Below are 16,263 nucleotides of genomic sequence, written 5' to 3' on the forward strand. Positions count from 1 at the left end.
CCTCCCGTTAAATGTGAGGCTTTTCCGTATAAATAGGCAGTTCAATCGTGACCACCGTTCCTACCTCAGGAGCACTTTCGATGATTAGTCGACCGGCGTCTCCGAAATACAACCGTAGTCGTTCTCGTATGTTCAAAAGCCCGAAACCATTGCCCGATCCTGCTTTCTCACCATTATTTATGCGTGAGAGGGTATCAGGACTCATGCCAATCCCATTATCTTTGACTTGAAATTGAACCGTAGTATCATTTTTCTTGATTTGAATGACAATACAGGCGTTGGGACGAGTAAAGATTCGCCCATGGATATATGCATTCTCAACGATCGGCTGCAAAATCATTTTAATGGAATACAACTCTAAGGTCTCCTCGTTTACTTTCCAATCGGTTTGAACATTCCCCGGATAACGGAGTTGTTGAATATCAAGATAGGCTCTTACATGCTCCAACTCATTCTTAATTAACGTTACATTTGACTTGTTATCTAGTGCAAACCGGTAAAATGTAGTCAAGGACTGAATGGCCTCAACTTGAATCTGATCCCCTTGATCAAGAGCCCGCCATTGAAGCAAACTAAGTGAATTATAGATAAAATGGGGATTGATCTGCGCTTGCAGTGCCTGAAACGACGATTCTTTCTCTTTTATTTTTGCACTGCTTAACATCTCGACCAGACTCCCAAGTCGTCCAGCCATTTGATTAAACATAACTTCCAGTTCACCAATCTCGTCGCTATTCCGGCTCCATACGGAAACTTCGAAGTCTCCTTCGGCGATATCACTCATCTTGTCACCCAACTTGCGAATACGCCGAACGACGTTCTTCAGGACGATCAAGATAAGGAACGTAGAGAGGGAAAGGAAGAATACAGTGATTGCAACAATGCTGTATACGGTCATTGCTGACTCTTTTTCCATCTGACGCATCTCAATAAGAGCAGCGACTTTCCAATTTCCACTTATACGTTGGACTGCAAAATATTTTCCATCATCGGAAACACTCTGGGTTCCATCACTATACTTCCATAGCTTCGACAACGAGGTAGCCGTTACCGGCTGACCGATTAGCGTACGATCTGAGGCTGCGACAATCCGATCTGACTCGTCCAAAAGATACAATCTTCCGGAACCGTTAAAGGGATGATCCATCAATTTGCCAAAGACACTGTCATAATCTAAGAGCATATAGATAGCACCAAAAACATAACCGGTAGCATTCGTTATTCTATGAGATGCGATCAGTTGAACGGTGTTCCCCGGAATATATGACCATTGTAATGTAAGCGGTGAAGAAATGACGCTTTGATACCAGGTCATCTCGTTCATCCCCCTCAATGAGCGGTCAGTTGGCTTCCACAACAAACCTCCGTCTTGCACAAGTGTAGGGTTGTCATGATAAATCCGGAAATCTGCGATCCCGGGTAAGTACTGGCTTGTGACCTGAAAGGAACGATTTACATAATTAACGGTTTCAAGCTGATCCGACATATTTTCATAGGTTCGAGCCAACCTGGAAACCAGTTCACCGTCCGTCCCGGTCCGGGTGGCAAGAAGATCGTAGCTTTGTTTCCTGAAGTCAATGCTCTGCGTGGTTTGCCGAACGGCTTCATCAATCGTAAGCATGTAGTTGGTCCTGACGTTCTGAAGAGCCAAATATCCGGCACCTCCCCCCAGGATAAACGTAGGAACGAACACGACCAGCCCGTATAATACGACGATTTTGCCGCGAAGATTCATGGTGCGGGTCAGACGGATGATATATCTTTCTAGCAAGCGTCGCACTTAGCATTCTCCCATCTTTTGCCCGGATCACTACACGGACGAGATACTGCAAAGGAAGCACCCCGAACCAACGGGGCGCTCTGCAATTGCTTCAATCATGAATTTATTACTCTATTTTATCAGCCTGAACCTTTGGAGCAAAGTACATTGTGCAGTATAAGTGGATTGCTTGTTTTATCCTTCAACTGCGCCGTCTTTTCCAACGTTCGTCTAGCTTTCGTATTTTCCGAATTAAAGAAAGCAGCATAGCGCTTTTGTTAGCCTATCCGTGTAATTGTAAAGGGAGCAACCCCAATAAGAGGTTGCTCCTCATTAACTAACCTTCACACTTACTTACTTCTTGCCAATCGCTTGATACAATTCGTTCCACTCTTTCTTAAGTTCGCTCCAGTGAGCGCGTTTCTCGAGAGCAGAAGTGAACTCGCTATAAGCCTGTTCAAATTGCGCATCGTCCTTAGACATCAACAATTTGGCACTGTACTCTTTATACACTGTGTTAAGTTCCGGCGCGTATTTTTCCCAAACCCCACCAGTATTAGCTTTCACAATATCTTGATTCTCCGCAATCTTGACAGCCCCATATTTGCTAATCTGCTGTGAAAATTGTGCTGTTTTTTCAAATCCTGCATGTTCGTTCACATTAGTCCACCAAGGGTACCAAGCTTTGCTGCGAGCCGTGATCTGAGCCAATTGCGGCGTTACTTGAGCTAGTTTGACCTTGTCGCCCGAATTGCGAAGAGCATCGTATTGAGGATCCGTAAACTTCCACTTTCCGTAAGGCTTATCAACCCAGTTCCAGTACTTACCTACAGGTCCTTCATTAATAACATGTAGAAACTCTGGCTTCTGATTTAACGCATAATTATAAAACTTAAGGATAGCATCTAAATTCTTCGTATTTTTGCTGATATACGTATCGAATTGCGGATATGGATTAATGACTTGATTCACACCAAGTTTCTTAACACCATCGACTTGAGGGAACGGAATCGGTTTATAGAACCAACCAGGCCCAGTAGGACCATCTAACTTCTCCCATATGGATGTATCGATATTCCAGAAACTCCCGATATTCATGGCATACCGGCCAGTCTTGACCTTCTCTTTATAACGTTCTACCTTATCGGTAACAGCCTCAGGGTCAATGAGTCCTTTACGATACAAGCCATTCATCCATTTGAAAGCTGATTTAAAACCTGGGTTGTCGAATTCAAAGATAAAATTGTCACCATCTTTTTGTACCGGAGTAACCCCACCCGCAGATGCGACTGTCACTCCGAAAGAGGAGAGAACAACATTCTCATCCTTTCCATCCAATAGCATACCAGCCGGAAGAAGCGGTTTGCCCGATGCATCCTTTAACTGCGATGCCTTCTCCAAATAGGTTTCCACACCTTTAAGCGTTGTCAAGTCTTTCTCCGTCATTCCGGTTTTCTCTAAGATGTCCGTCCGAATCATCCATGCGTTGGGGGACCAACTCGGAAATGGATCGGTTGGATTGATATCAAAGTTACCAGGAATCGACCATATATGTCCGTCAGCGTCCTTCATCTGATCCAGATATATCTTTGGAATCGCTGCCAGATTCGGGTATTTGTCTGGCATATTGAAGTACTTCTCAAGTGGCAGAATCTGATTGGAGCGCTTCATAGCGTCATTAATAACCTGATTTCTTCCGAATAGAGCCGCATCATCAAAGCCGCCTGTATTCAATTTGAGGTTAAGCGCAGTGGGAGCGTCCCCCTGTGTGCCTTCAACCTGAACATCAACGCCAGGTTCCTCAGTTCTCCAATATTGTTGAACCAAGCTGTCGTTATTAACCGTTACAGACCAGCCCAACCAAAGCTTAAAGCCGTTGGAGCTACTCCCTGCCGCCGTATTTTTTCCATCAGCAGCGCTATTTGCTTTTGAATTCACTCCTCCACTACTGCTTGAGCAGCCAGCTGCCAAGATCAGCGAGGTTGCCAAGGTCAGAGCCATTGCACCTTTATACCTACTTTTGATAACCTTCATATTCTGCCTCCTTTTTTAATATAAACAAAATCGGTATATGAATAAAGCCTTATACCCGTAGTCATCCTTTCACAGAACCAATCAAAACACCTTTGGCAAAATATTTCTGCAGGAAAGGATACACAATAAGAATCGGAATCGCACTGATCATGACGGTAGCCATTTTTACCGACATCAATGTGATGTTTGTCAGAGATTGTTGTCTGAGCAGATCCTGATTTTCATTAGAGCTCATAATACTTGACAAGTCCTGCGCTGTCAGTAACTGTTGCAGAAAAGTCTGGACAGGAATCAATAGTTGATCGGTTACATAAAAGGCGCCGGAGAACCAATCGTTCCAATGACCCACGGCAGTAAATAGTCCGAGAGCAGCAAGCATCGGTTTCGAAAGAGGTACAATGATTTGCAATAAAATCCGAATGGGACCTGCGCCGTCTAACTCCGCCGATTCAATCAATGCTTCGGGAATACCCTGTATAAATTTCAGCATGACGAACATATTCCATGCCGAAAATAGACCTGGGATGATATAAACCCAGAAGGTATTGGTCAACCCCATCTTATACAACTGAATGTAGAAAGGAATTAGACCGCCATGAAATAGCATGGTAATGAGAACATAAGTCAGAATGACTCTTCGGAATGGCAGAAGTTTATACGATAATCCAAATGCAGCTGCTAATGTGACTGCAAGCCCGCCAAGCGTACCTATAACCGTTCTCGCAATTGTGATTCGATAGGCATTTCGGATTAACTCGTTACCCAGTACGATTTGATAGTTGAGCCAAGTAAAGTCTCGTGGCCAGAAATATACACCTCCTTTTGCCGCATCCGATCCAGTGTTGAGCGAAATCGCCAGCATATAGAGAAAGGGAAAAAGAATAGAAAAACACAACAATGTTAGGAGTAGAATGATTAGCCACTGTCCAACTCGTTCTAAGGCCGTTACTTTCATCGGTTACCACAGCCCCTCGTCATTGATTTTCTTGGAGATCGAATTCGTCGTCACAACGAGAAGGAGACCCAGGATTGAAGACACTAATCCGACTGCAGTGGCCATACCGAAATAACCTTGTTGGAGACCATTCCGTAGCACATAGGTATCGAGAACATCTGCAACCTCCTGGTTCGCTGAATTCATCAGCGGATAGATCTGATCTAGCCCCACATTTATCAATCCCGGTATACTCAGTATTAAAACGATGGTTATGGTTGGTAAGATGCCCGGAAGTGTAATATGACGAATCTGCGCAAACTTGCCAGCTCCCTCCACCTTCGCTGCTTCATAAAGCTGCGGATCAATTGAGGAGATCGCCGCTAAGTAAAGAATTGTGTTCCAACCGACTTCTTTCCACAAGCTACTCGAGATGATCATAGGCCGGAACCAGTCTGTTGATCCTAAGAAGAAGATAGGTTTCCCTCCTAAGTGTCCAATAACATCGTTTACAATTCCACCGTCCATTGTTAAGAATGATTGCAGGATATAGGCTACCACGATCCAGGAGAAGAAGTGCGGTAAATAACTGACAGACTGCACGAAACGCTTAAAGGTCGAGTTTCTAACCTCATTTATCATTAGAGCCAGGATAATCGGCATCGGAAAAGCAAAAATGAACTTCAGGATTGAAATAGACAGAGTGTTCTTCACAATTTTCCAGAATTGCGAATCATGAACAAATGAGAAATTGTCCAAACCAACCCAATTACTTTCCCACATAGAAGACCCGATAGCAAAGTTCTTGAAAGCGATCTGAATACCAGCCATTGGAATATACTGAAAAAGAAAAAGCAAAATAATCGCAGGTAAAATCATGATGTACTGCCAGCGATATTTATATACGCGTGCGATCATACAGCCCCTCCTTGTCTGACTATTATTTTTTGATGAATCATACGAGCCCATTGTTAATTAAACTTTAGGATCGCCACATCATGGCCCGCAATCTCCATATTACTTCCTTGCCATGTCCGACCGGTTAAGAGATCGATTCCGATTCGTGCTCCAAGGTCAATCGTAACGGCATCTGCGTTATGATTCAGCACGAATAAATATTCTTGCCCATCCTTATGCCGGAGCGTCGTTTCGACCCCTTCCAGTGCAGTTGGAAGGAATGGTTTGATATCTCGAGAAGCGCACAGCAGCTGCAACCAATCCTGGAGGAATGCCGCTTCCGGACTTGTTGCCATATACCATGCTTCTCCGGCACCAAATTTATTGACAGTAAGTGCCGGCATGCCTCGATAGAAGTCCTCACCATACACTGCCTTGACTTCTGCGCCCTCGGAGTGAATTAGATCGCAGAGCATGCCGCATTCATATTCCGGTTTGAAACCAGGAATGTCGCCTTGTATAATCATTCGATTGTGTTGGTTAGGAAGAAGTGCATCAATCTCTTCCGCCCAAATCCCGAGCAACTTCCGCAGCTCCCCTGGATATCCACCCGTTTTAACAAGGTCATTCTCATTGACAATGCCGCTGAAAAAGGTCGTGATAAATGTGCCACCGGATTCAACATATCTTTCAATCTTATCGGATATGCCTTGCTTTACCATGTACATAACAGGTGCGATTACAAGTTCGTAGCCGGACAAATCGGCTTCCACGCTGACGACGTCTGCCGCAACCCCTGAACGGTACAGCGCGTCGTAGAACTTATGCGTTTCATCCACATATCGAAGGGCGATGGTCGGCCCACTTGACATCTCAATCGCCCACCAGTTCTCCCAATCGAATAGGATCGCAACTTTTGCCATAACCCTGGCACCTAGAAGCGTATCACTAAGTTTCACTAATTCTGCGCCGAGCTGTGCACATTCGCGGAATACACGGGTATGTTCGTTACCGACATGCTCAATGACGGCACCATGATATTTTTCACAGGCCCCGATCGATCGACGAAGCTGGAAGAACATGATAGTATCCGCACCTCGAGCCACCGCCTGGTAGCTCCACAACCGCATCACACCCGGACGCTTGAGCGAATTATAAGGCTGCCAGTTTTGCTGACTGGGAGTCTGCTCCATCAGCATGAATGACTGGCCCTCTTTCAATCCACGCATCAGATCGTGCATCATGGCTGTGTAACTGTGCGGTGTGTTGAATCGAGGATAGCTGTCCCAAGAAACTATGTCCATATACTTAGCCCATTTATGATAGTCGAGCTTTTTAAAGGCTCCCATTAAATTCGTGGTTACGGGAATATTCGACGTGTGTTTCTTGACTGCTTCATATTCAATCTTGTAGCATTCAAGCAGGCTATCGGAATGGAAGCGAATATAATCAAGTGAGAGCCCCTGGAAGTTCGTTTCCGTTCGCCCATTCGCACCAATCCATTCCTCACTTAGACCACTCGGCAAAACAATGTCTTCCCAATCGTAGAATGTATGACCCCAAAATGCTGTATTCCAGGCGCGGTTTACAGCATCCAGTGTACGATACCGCACTTTCAACCATTTGCGAAACGCCGCTTCACAGTTGTCACAGTAACAATTCCCCGCTCCGCCGTATTCATTGTTAATGTGCCATATGAGTAGAGCCGGATGATTCTTGTAGCGTTCTGCCAGTTTCTCCGCCATACGCGCTGCATACTTGCGGTAGGTTGGACTGTTTGGGCAAGAGTTATGTCGCCCGCCGAACTTCCTTTTGCGGCCGTAAAAATCAACTTGAAGGACATCGGGGTATTTGCGAGCCATCCAAGCGGGGTGTGCAGCCGTGCTTGTTGCGAGACAGACACCGATTCCATTTGCGTGAAGTTTGTCCATCATTTCATCAAGCCAGCCGAAATCGTACGTATCCTCGTCAGGTTGATTTTTCGCCCATGCGAATACGTTTAGTGTTGCAACATCGATACCAGCGAGCTTAAACATACGTAAATCCTCGTCCCAGATCGGCTTCTCCCACTGATCAGGGTTATAATCACCGCCGTACCAAATTTTTGGTTTGTTTCCATAAGTCATCTTGTGCACCTTCTCACATTTGATAAAATCGGGACATTCAAATTCGTTTATGTCTTGCCAATGGAAGTTCCATCAAGATTAACTGCATTTCCTTATATTTTAACGATTGATTAGAAGTAACGAAATATAACATCGATTAGATTACTATCAATTTCATATGATGTTTAAAGTATCCCGGTATTATGGACAGGGAGAAGAAGCAGTGACGAACTACACCGCTCTCTAATACCGGAGCAACAGGATGTCATGACCAGAAAGAATTAAGCTCCTGCAGACATCAACTGATGTTCAGCATCAAGTTGAAAATGGCATCGGCCACCATTTGAGCGACAGCTTCCGCGCCTGGTTCATTCAAATGCGTATTGTCTTGGATCCCTTCCGGGTAGTTCGGATGTTCGCCCGGGCTCAGCCACGTCAGCCATTGTTTCGATCTAGCTTCTCCCATTTCCTTAAACGCGACGGCGCTTCGGCCGCATAAATCGATGAAAGGTACATTTTCCAGAGCTGCCAATGCTTCCATTGATCGGGGATAATCCCCATGCGTATTGATTAGTAAACCGTCAACGTCAAAATGTCTACGGCAAAGAGGTGAAATGAGTACAGGATATGCCCCTGCCGCTCTAGTTTCGTCGATATATTGTCTCAAATATTGATGGTATGTGCTCCAAGGCACCGTATGTCTTTCGACATCTTCCTTACTGTCATTGTGACCGAATTGGATAAACAAGTAGTCTTTCGGCCTGATCACATATATAATTTCATCTAGCCTACCCTCCTCGATAAAGCTCTTGGAGTTTCTTCCACACATGGCCTTATTGACAACACTGACTGAATCGGGAATAAATAAATGCAGCTTGTTGCCCCAACCTTGCATAGGATACGATTTAGATGGATAATCTGCCATTGTTGAGTCTCCTGCCAAGTAAAGTGTTTGTTTCATTATCGATTCATTCCCCTCCATTTGGGTGTAAACAAAAACAATCATGGTTTCCCCGCCGCAACCCCGACACACAAAGGGGCTTAACAGTATTCCCTTATAAATAGCTTCTTGAACAGGCTTCGAAAAACGTTGAAGCCCGGGCATCTTGTTGTTTTTTCCCATATTTCAGTGTGCCAAGAGAGGTTCGTGCAGATCTTAGGCGTCCTAGCCTCATGAGTGCGAACATATGCGCATTAGCGACTCTCACAGAAAAAAGGCAGACGCCAAGGCGCCTGCTTGGATTAAATATTCGAAACTACTTCTCCTAATTTTGCCGACAGCCGTATCATTTTGGAACCTAATCAATGACAGGGATCAATTCAATGTAATCAAAACCCAATTGATAGTCGGTGCTCATAGCATTCTTGCCAATTACTGTGTATTTGAATTTTTTCTCTCCCGAATGACTAAAACTTACAATTCCGGCAGACGCCTGTTTGAAGGCGGGTATCGTAGTATACATATCGACTGAGCTGCCATACTCTTCACCGTCAATTGAAAGCTGTACAGTACCGTTTGCCACAGCACTTCTGTAGCCTGTCACAATTTCATACTTCGAAGCATTGGAAGGGACATGCACCGTGAAGGTAATAAAATCGTTTACCCCAAACATTCCTTCTGACATCGAAGAAATTTTCAGCCAATGTCCTCCATGCCCACCTTCTTCCCCTATTTCATTTTTTGCCTTCCCGGAAAAATCATAAGGGAGACCTTCCGCTTCATAGAGATAAGTGTCAACTGCCGGTATTAAGGTCGTGGTTAGAACTTGCACACAGCCATAGGCAGGCATGTGTACAATAACATCATCACCGATAATCTCATAGTCTGCTATGCCCGAGCCAATCCACCTGTTGTCAGCATTATAGAAGCCTTGGGTGATAGAAAATACGCCATGCCTAGCCAGTTCCTGCAACCTAAAATCCGACGCGGTCGTACTGACTAACGCAATTTCTTTTTCCCCTCTTTCAACAGCAATTCCTACACCATTGTCCTTTGTCGTGTACATTACCTCTAGTGAACGTATGCTTTTCCTAAAACTTTTGGTAACAGAGCTTTTCTCCAAATCCGATATTGGATTAAAGAATTTTAGCATAGTGCCACCAGCCCCGTCCGCTTGTTTCGTCGCCAAATCATGGGCTAATTTATTTAACATAAGCTGCGTCTTCCTGAGCCTATCCACAGCATCCGGATTGATTGGCATCGGTATGTGGTCCTCTGTATTTTCATACAAACCCAATTCGTCTGGACTACAAAGGTCATATACGTTCAGGAAGCCCCCACCTGCTAGCGAGGCTAGGAGTAACCGATCGAGATTGGCATATTTCGGGGTACCTATACTGTGCCCATCATCGCCATGCCTCTCTTTGTGGATGCCGCTCCCCCCGTTTTCCATGTTCATCACCAAATTGTTCCCTACGGCATAGTTTGGAACTTTTCCAGGATGCAAAGGATCGATGTAGGTAATAGGGGCATGACCGTAGGTGAACAAAGTCTTAGGAACATCCGAGTACACATCCAACCCGATAAAGTCTATGTTGGTTCCGGTAGTGCTTCTCTTTATTTCATTAAGGTGTACACCGGTCGCGTCCGGGACATGGAAATTATTCACGCGTGCCCATACCGAATACCTAGATTCTTTGACTGCTGTGGCAATCGAGTTGTTGTACCTCCACATGGTTTCTTCATAGTAGGTCTGCAAGTCGTTCCCCGCAGCTGATAAAGCTTCCATGCAATTATCACACTGACAATAGAGAACTAGCTCACCCCTGCTGTTTACTCTGCGTCCCCCATGCAGTAAACTAACAGCAGGTTCATTCGAAACCTGACAGCCAATCACTGTGTTTTGGTAACCATGCTTGACGTTATAATCCGCAATATGGTCGAACATGGCCTTAACTACGGTACTTTCTCGCTCACGCAGGCTAGGATCATTCTTACACATGAGGTGATGGTATACCCCGTACATTGGATCCTTATTTTTCCTAAAGAACGGGATATCTTCTAACAGCTGTCTGCCATCGGCTTTGTCAGTCAAGGCTTTCTGGTATTGGTGAAAGACATAATAGGGGACACGGTTATCTATACTGAGGCTGCAAGTATCGGTGCCAAACCACAATATCTCCAGCTTCAAACCCGCATCCTCCGCCCACCCTATCACTTTATCAAGGTAGTCCCAATCATAAACTTGATCAATTGAAAGAATCAGCTGTGGCGGGTGAGCACCATCCGCACCATCAATCTGAATCGTTTGCCCATCCTGAGGGTTACTGGTTTCTGACTGCAAGATAAAGCTCGCCTTTTTATCTCCCAGACAGTACGAATTGATAAATTCGGTCACATTGAAGTCATAATAAAAAACGTCCTTTACAAGATCATAGGAAGGTGATTTGGTGACCTCATGCGCCTCACTAATCGCATACCCCTGATTGTTTGAAGCATTTTCCCATGTGAGTGTCGAAGCATCCCAAGAATCGTCTTCAATTCCGTACAGCTTTATGGAATGGCCCTGTGCCATCGCCTCGGTGACAAATACCCTGATCTTCGCGCCAGCTAATTTGCCTTGACTGAAGCAGTTAAAATCAAATTTTACATAGGCTAAGGATTGCGAAAAAGAATGTTCTTGACCGAATCCCGTCTGGATGGTTTTGCTGTTAGAAAAATTTAAAGATCGATAATTCCCATCCGCAATGTAAGTAGTTTCAGTAGCCATGTAAGATTGATCTGGTTGGACATCCATCCACCGAATCTGTGCATTCACAACGGTGAACCCGTCCTGCTTCGCAACCTGGAAGAGATGTTTGATCTCGTCGTTCAAATTTGTTTCTCATACTTAAACCGATAATTCCCATCCGCAATGTAAGTAGTTTCAGTAGCCATGTAAGATTGATCTGGTTGGACATCCATCCACCGAATCTGTGCATTCACAACGGTGAACCCGTCCTGCTTCGCAACCTGGAAGAGATGTTTGATCTCGTCGTCGGTATACTTATATATATCCTTTATCTTGTCGATACGGATCTGAATGCCATTAAAGAAAAATGGCTCACCGGAAATCTCCAATACCTGTTTCCTGTCATATCCGACCATAGCCACTCTAGAGACTTTTTTATCTTGTCGATACGGATCTGAATGCCATTAAAGAAAAATGGCTCACCGGAAATCTCCAATACCTGTTTCCTGTCATATCCGACCATAGCCACTCTAGAGACTTTACCGGCATCTTTTTTTCGTGATTCAACCATATGCTTTCCCTCGCAGTATATTTTAATTTCTTTAACTGACGAATATGGAACTTCTCATGCTCTTTTAAACAGGTGTAGCCATCTTTCATCGCAGMGCTGTAAAAGATTCATAGTCACCTTTTTGGTGTCGGTGGTATGGAAATTAATTATAAAGATTTATAATATACATTTTATATGTGAAAAGAACGGCCATCCATGTGACATCTATTAGATTTCTATCATTATGCTTAGAACTTTGGCACTTTACAAATGAAAACGGCTTTATTATGAAGGGAGTGCGAAAATTTTGAAATCCAAAACATTGAAATCATTTTTAATTGCAATGTCTCTTTTAATCGTCACTACTACAATAATCGGAACATTCCAAACTGCCTATGCAGCCGTAACAGTAACTTTTAACTACACAACCGCAACAAACAGTTCAGATAGTCCATTGTTATTTGGCGGTTCCAATGAACCTAGTCCAGAACATAACTCAAATATTTATCCCAAACTGAAAGGTGCAGGTTTGAAGTATCAACGAGGCACGATCCATATGGACACTCTCCTGCCCAGCAACATCACCCTCGCGGATTACAAAAATAATGTAAATAATGTACAAGATCCAAATACGTGGGATTGGACTGGACTGCAGTGGGTTGATTTTGCGAAGGCAAACGGTATAACTACAATGTTAAATATGTTTTATGCTCCACCTTGGCTTACTTATAGTGGTACCGCTAAAGGAGTTCCAAAAGACTGGAGTGTATATCAAGATATTATCAAAAAAGTTATTACTAAATATGGATCAAAACTAGATTATGTTGAACCCTTGAATGCCATTACACCCGCCAATAAAGAAAATATAACCTTTTTGAAAACCCCTTTACTCATTCTATTGCCTCCTTTTTATTTTAAAACGCTTTTATCAATGGTGAAACACGGATGCTCCCAAAATCTTTTCATCACCTCTTATTCTCACTGTACCTGGGCTACTCTAAAATTAACAAACTTATTTCTTACTATTAATCTAGATTTTTAGCCATAAACAGGGAACGCCCATAAATATATAACAGGCGTTCCGAGTAACGATCTTGTTCCTTAATAACATCAAAACCTGGTGTTAACTCCATTGTCTATTGGTGTTCTTAGAGTTTGTATTTCAAATAGTTTAGTTTTTAACCAGGGACCAATCGTCCACATTGACCCAATTTCCTGCATTTGCTACAGAGTATAGTGCAATACGTGCTTTACCGTTCGTTACATTAATATTCGGAATTGTAATTTGAGTCCAGCTGCTTATTGCTGAATTAACATTATATCTGAGCTCAGATCCGCCATAGTTGCTGACATATATGTATGCAGTAGACTGTCCTCCACTACTTTTTACCCATGCCTTTAAGGTATAGGTTCCGTTTGGCAAATTCGTTAAATCTTGATAACGGGTAGCACTATAAGCCGCTGTCCCTGACTGCTTAGCTGACCATCTTCCTGAGTGACCGCCTAATGCATTGGCATTCGGATTGGTTGTTGCATTCGTCCATGTCGTCCATCCTGCCAATGAATTTTGAGCAACGCGATCAGCTTCATAACTTGGATTCAATGCATAGTTGTTTCCGCTACCTACACTCCATGTTCCAGCGGCCGCATCTAAATTGAATTCACTTAAAGAATTCATACTCGGGGTCGTACCGTTAAAAGAAAGCGGCATCCATTGGTTGTAGCCGATACCGTTGCCCGCTAAATTACTCCAACGATCACCGCCAAATAAGATGGTAGTGCCAGAAGTACCCTGCACACTAACGAACAATCCAGTTTGCGTAACATGTGAGAAGTCTTTATCCGTATTACCCATGACAAACTCACTCGAATATGGCCCATAAATGTTCGTAGAGGAAATACAGTAGGTCTTCGAAGCATTCCATCCATGCAATTCAGAGCCGCAGACATAATAAACGCCGTTATACTTGAACATAGCGTTACCTTCTCGACCTGCTGGAACATTTAAGATCTGTGTTGCCGGTTCAACGTTTAAATAATCAGATGGACGCAGTGCTGAGATATAAATATTAGCACGACCCGCTCTATTACTATAAACCAAATAAGCTTTGCCATCGTCATCAATGAAAACAGATTGATCTCCAGTTCTTTCATTTATTACATTAGTAATAATAGGCTGCAGACTATTATAAGTAAAAGTCCCCGTAGGTGTACTACTTGTGGCAAAAGCAGTTCCTTTACCATTTGGTCCTTGGTATTGAGTTACTAATACGTACTTCTGTGTGTTACTGTTATAAGCCACACCAACTCGACCTATCCAATCTGCATCCCATGTCGATCCATCTGTTGCTGCAGTAACGACATTACCTTCAAATTTCCAATGCACCAAATCAGTAGATGAATAACAGGTAATTGCATTAAAGCTACTATCACTGTTTAAGGATGTCGGATTATTATAGTACGTCACGGCACCATTATACTTAACCCCATACCAGTAATACGTATTCCCAACTTTAAGTACACCGCCTCCCTGCGAATAGATCGGATTACCTGCAGTATCTTTCCAAAAAACATCATTCGTAAGCTTCTGACTGGCAGCGCTAGCTGGCGTTACCCCAAAGCATATTACCAAAGCAAAAAGTAATAGAAAGACAGGGAACTTAGATAAACGTTTAAAGCCATTTTTCATTTCGGATCATCCTTTCGAATATTAGTTTTAAAATCAGACTTGAGGTACACACTTAAAGCAATTAATTCACCTTAACTAAATCATTCGATCACCCCCTTAAGGAGAATGTGCAAAAATAAAACACCTCTGTCAGAATTTTTGGATGCATTCGACAGAGGTGTTGGGATATTAAGTATTTATGTATATAATATTTGTAAACCTGTTCTCTTATTGTAGTTGCTCTTGGTTTTTACTGTCTCCCACTGCGTGACAAAATCACCCAAAGCTATGGTTGGAGCAGTTAATCACTAGTGCTATCGTTAATGCTTTGAAACAATCTATACAAGACAGTTGCAGCTTGTGCTCTAGTAGATGGGTTCTTAGGAGCAAAATAACCCTCTTTCGTTCCGTTCATTAGACCTGATTGCTGTAACGCTGAGACAGCATCTCTCGCATAGACGGAAACAATATCTAAATCTTGAAATCTAGTTGTTATGTTGTACGTGCTTAAAGGTATGCCATTTGCTATTCCTAACAGCTTGGAGACGCGGAAAATAAGCACAGCCATATCTTCACGACTGATTTCGTCGTTTACCCCAAAAGTTCCATTATCCTTACCTTGTACTAAGCCTGATTTCTGGGCGGAAGCAATGGAGCTATAATACCAAGAATCCTGCACAACGTCCGAAAAAGCAGCAGTAGCTGTCATATCTTCTAGGTCGAAAAGCTGTACAAGGAGTTTTACAAACTCCGCTCTTGTCACCTGACCTTCCGGTACATAATAGCCCTCGCTTCTACCATCAATAATTTCACGAGAAGCTAACCCCAGAATGCCTTCACCAGCCCATGCATATCCGTCCATATCCTTAAAATACACTGTGGAATGGTACGCCACATATTTGCTAAAATGATTTGGTTTAAACGTAACCATTTGCCTTAACTGAAGCAGTTAAAATCAAATTTTACATAGGCTAAGGATTGCGAAAAAGAATGTTCTTGACCGAATCCCGTCTGGATGGTACTGCTGTTAGAAAAATTCAAAGACCGATAATTCCCATCCGCAATGTAAGTAGTTTCAGTAGCCATGTAAGATTGATCTGGTTGGACATCCATCCACCGAATCTGTGCATTCACAACGGTGAACCTTTATCTTGTCGATACGGATCTGAATGCCATTAAAGAAAAATGGCTCACCGGAAATCTCCAATACCTGTTTCCTGTCATATCCGACCATAGCCACTCTAGAGACTTCACCGGCATCTTTTTTTCGTTATGCTTTCCCTCGCAGTATATTTTGATTTCTTTAACTGACGAATAAAGAACTTCTCATGCTCTTTTAAACAGGTGTAGCCATCTTTCATCGCAGCGCTGTAAAAGATTCATAGTCACCTTTTTGGTGTCGGTGGTATGGAAATTAATTATAAAGATTTATAATATACATTTTATATGTGAAAAGGACGGCCATCCATGTGACATCTATTAGATTTCTATCATTATGCTTAGAACTTTGGCACTTATCGCTGCCTAGTCTCTTCTATCATCCACGTATGTTCACACATAATTGACTCGATATACTGAGATTACTTCAATTACGATTCCATAAAAAAATTCTACACCGCAACAGGTGGCTGAGAATCTACTCAAT

General features: G+C 43.2%; 11 protein-coding genes. 1 reads left to right on the top strand and 10 read right to left on the bottom strand.

Going from position 1 to position 16,263, the window contains the following annotated elements; translation table 11 throughout:
- Window positions 1-7: 7 nt before the first annotated feature.
- The 8 genes from ASL11_RS15290 to ASL11_RS15325 form a co-directional block, all read right to left on the bottom strand.
- Window positions 8-1,780: a sensor histidine kinase gene (locus tag ASL11_RS15290; RefSeq protein WP_235550476.1), complete on the bottom strand. Its 1,773-nt coding sequence runs from the start codon at window positions 1,778-1,780 to the stop codon at window positions 8-10.
- Window positions 1,781-2,113: 333 nt separating this feature from the next.
- Window positions 2,114-3,793, bottom strand: coding sequence for a hypothetical protein (locus ASL11_RS15295; protein WP_235550477.1), 1,680 nt, complete (start codon window positions 3,791-3,793; stop codon window positions 2,114-2,116).
- A gap of 61 nt (window positions 3,794-3,854) precedes the next feature.
- Complete coding sequence (locus ASL11_RS15300) at window positions 3,855-4,748, bottom strand: carbohydrate ABC transporter permease (RefSeq protein WP_056615732.1); 894 nt, start codon at window positions 4,746-4,748, stop codon at window positions 3,855-3,857.
- 3 nt (window positions 4,749-4,751) lie between these two features.
- Window positions 4,752-5,645 carry an ABC transporter permease gene (locus ASL11_RS15305; RefSeq protein ID WP_056615734.1) on the bottom strand — a complete coding sequence of 298 codons (894 nt, stop codon included), beginning with the start codon at window positions 5,643-5,645 and terminating at the stop codon, window positions 4,752-4,754.
- A gap of 53 nt (window positions 5,646-5,698) precedes the next feature.
- Window positions 5,699-7,750, bottom strand: a complete 2,052-nt coding sequence (locus ASL11_RS15310) for a beta-galactosidase (RefSeq protein WP_056615737.1) — start codon at window positions 7,748-7,750, stop codon at window positions 5,699-5,701.
- 277 nt (window positions 7,751-8,027) lie between these two features.
- A complete protein-coding gene (locus ASL11_RS15315) occupies window positions 8,028-8,690 on the bottom strand; it encodes a rhamnogalacturonan acetylesterase (RefSeq protein ID WP_056617125.1) in 663 nt (220 codons plus the stop codon).
- Window positions 8,691-9,027: 337 nt separating this feature from the next.
- Window positions 9,028-11,544 (bottom strand): CBM96 family carbohydrate-binding protein, encoded by a 2,517-nt coding sequence (locus tag ASL11_RS15320; protein ID WP_056615740.1) that lies wholly within the window; start codon window positions 11,542-11,544, stop codon window positions 9,028-9,030.
- Window positions 11,541-11,822: a hypothetical protein gene (locus tag ASL11_RS15325; RefSeq protein WP_157256933.1), complete on the bottom strand. Its 282-nt coding sequence runs from the start codon at window positions 11,820-11,822 to the stop codon at window positions 11,541-11,543. The genes ASL11_RS15320 and ASL11_RS15325 overlap by 4 nt, the downstream gene beginning before the upstream one ends.
- 435 nt (window positions 11,823-12,257) lie before the next feature.
- On the opposite strand from ASL11_RS15325, the gene ASL11_RS15330 reads away from it, so the two are divergent.
- Window positions 12,258-12,992 (top strand): hypothetical protein, encoded by a 735-nt coding sequence (locus ASL11_RS15330; protein ID WP_056615746.1) that lies wholly within the window; start codon window positions 12,258-12,260, stop codon window positions 12,990-12,992.
- A gap of 129 nt (window positions 12,993-13,121) precedes the next feature.
- On the opposite strand, the gene ASL11_RS15335 is transcribed toward ASL11_RS15330, so the two are convergent.
- The gene (locus ASL11_RS15335) at window positions 13,122-14,639 is read right to left on the bottom strand and encodes a family 43 glycosylhydrolase (protein ID WP_056615749.1); all 1,518 of its coding nucleotides are present in this window, start codon (window positions 14,637-14,639) and stop codon (window positions 13,122-13,124) included.
- Window positions 14,640-14,919: 280 nt separating this feature from the next.
- Window positions 14,920-15,495: an S-layer homology domain-containing protein gene (locus ASL11_RS15340; protein WP_162261647.1), complete on the bottom strand. Its 576-nt coding sequence runs from the start codon at window positions 15,493-15,495 to the stop codon at window positions 14,920-14,922.
- Between the last annotated feature and the right edge of the window lie 768 nt (window positions 15,496-16,263).

Source organism: Paenibacillus sp. Soil750 (assembly GCF_001428045.1).
In the GTDB taxonomy this organism is placed as follows: Bacteria; Bacillota; Bacilli; order Paenibacillales; family NBRC-103111; genus Paenibacillus_E; species Paenibacillus_E allorhizoplanae.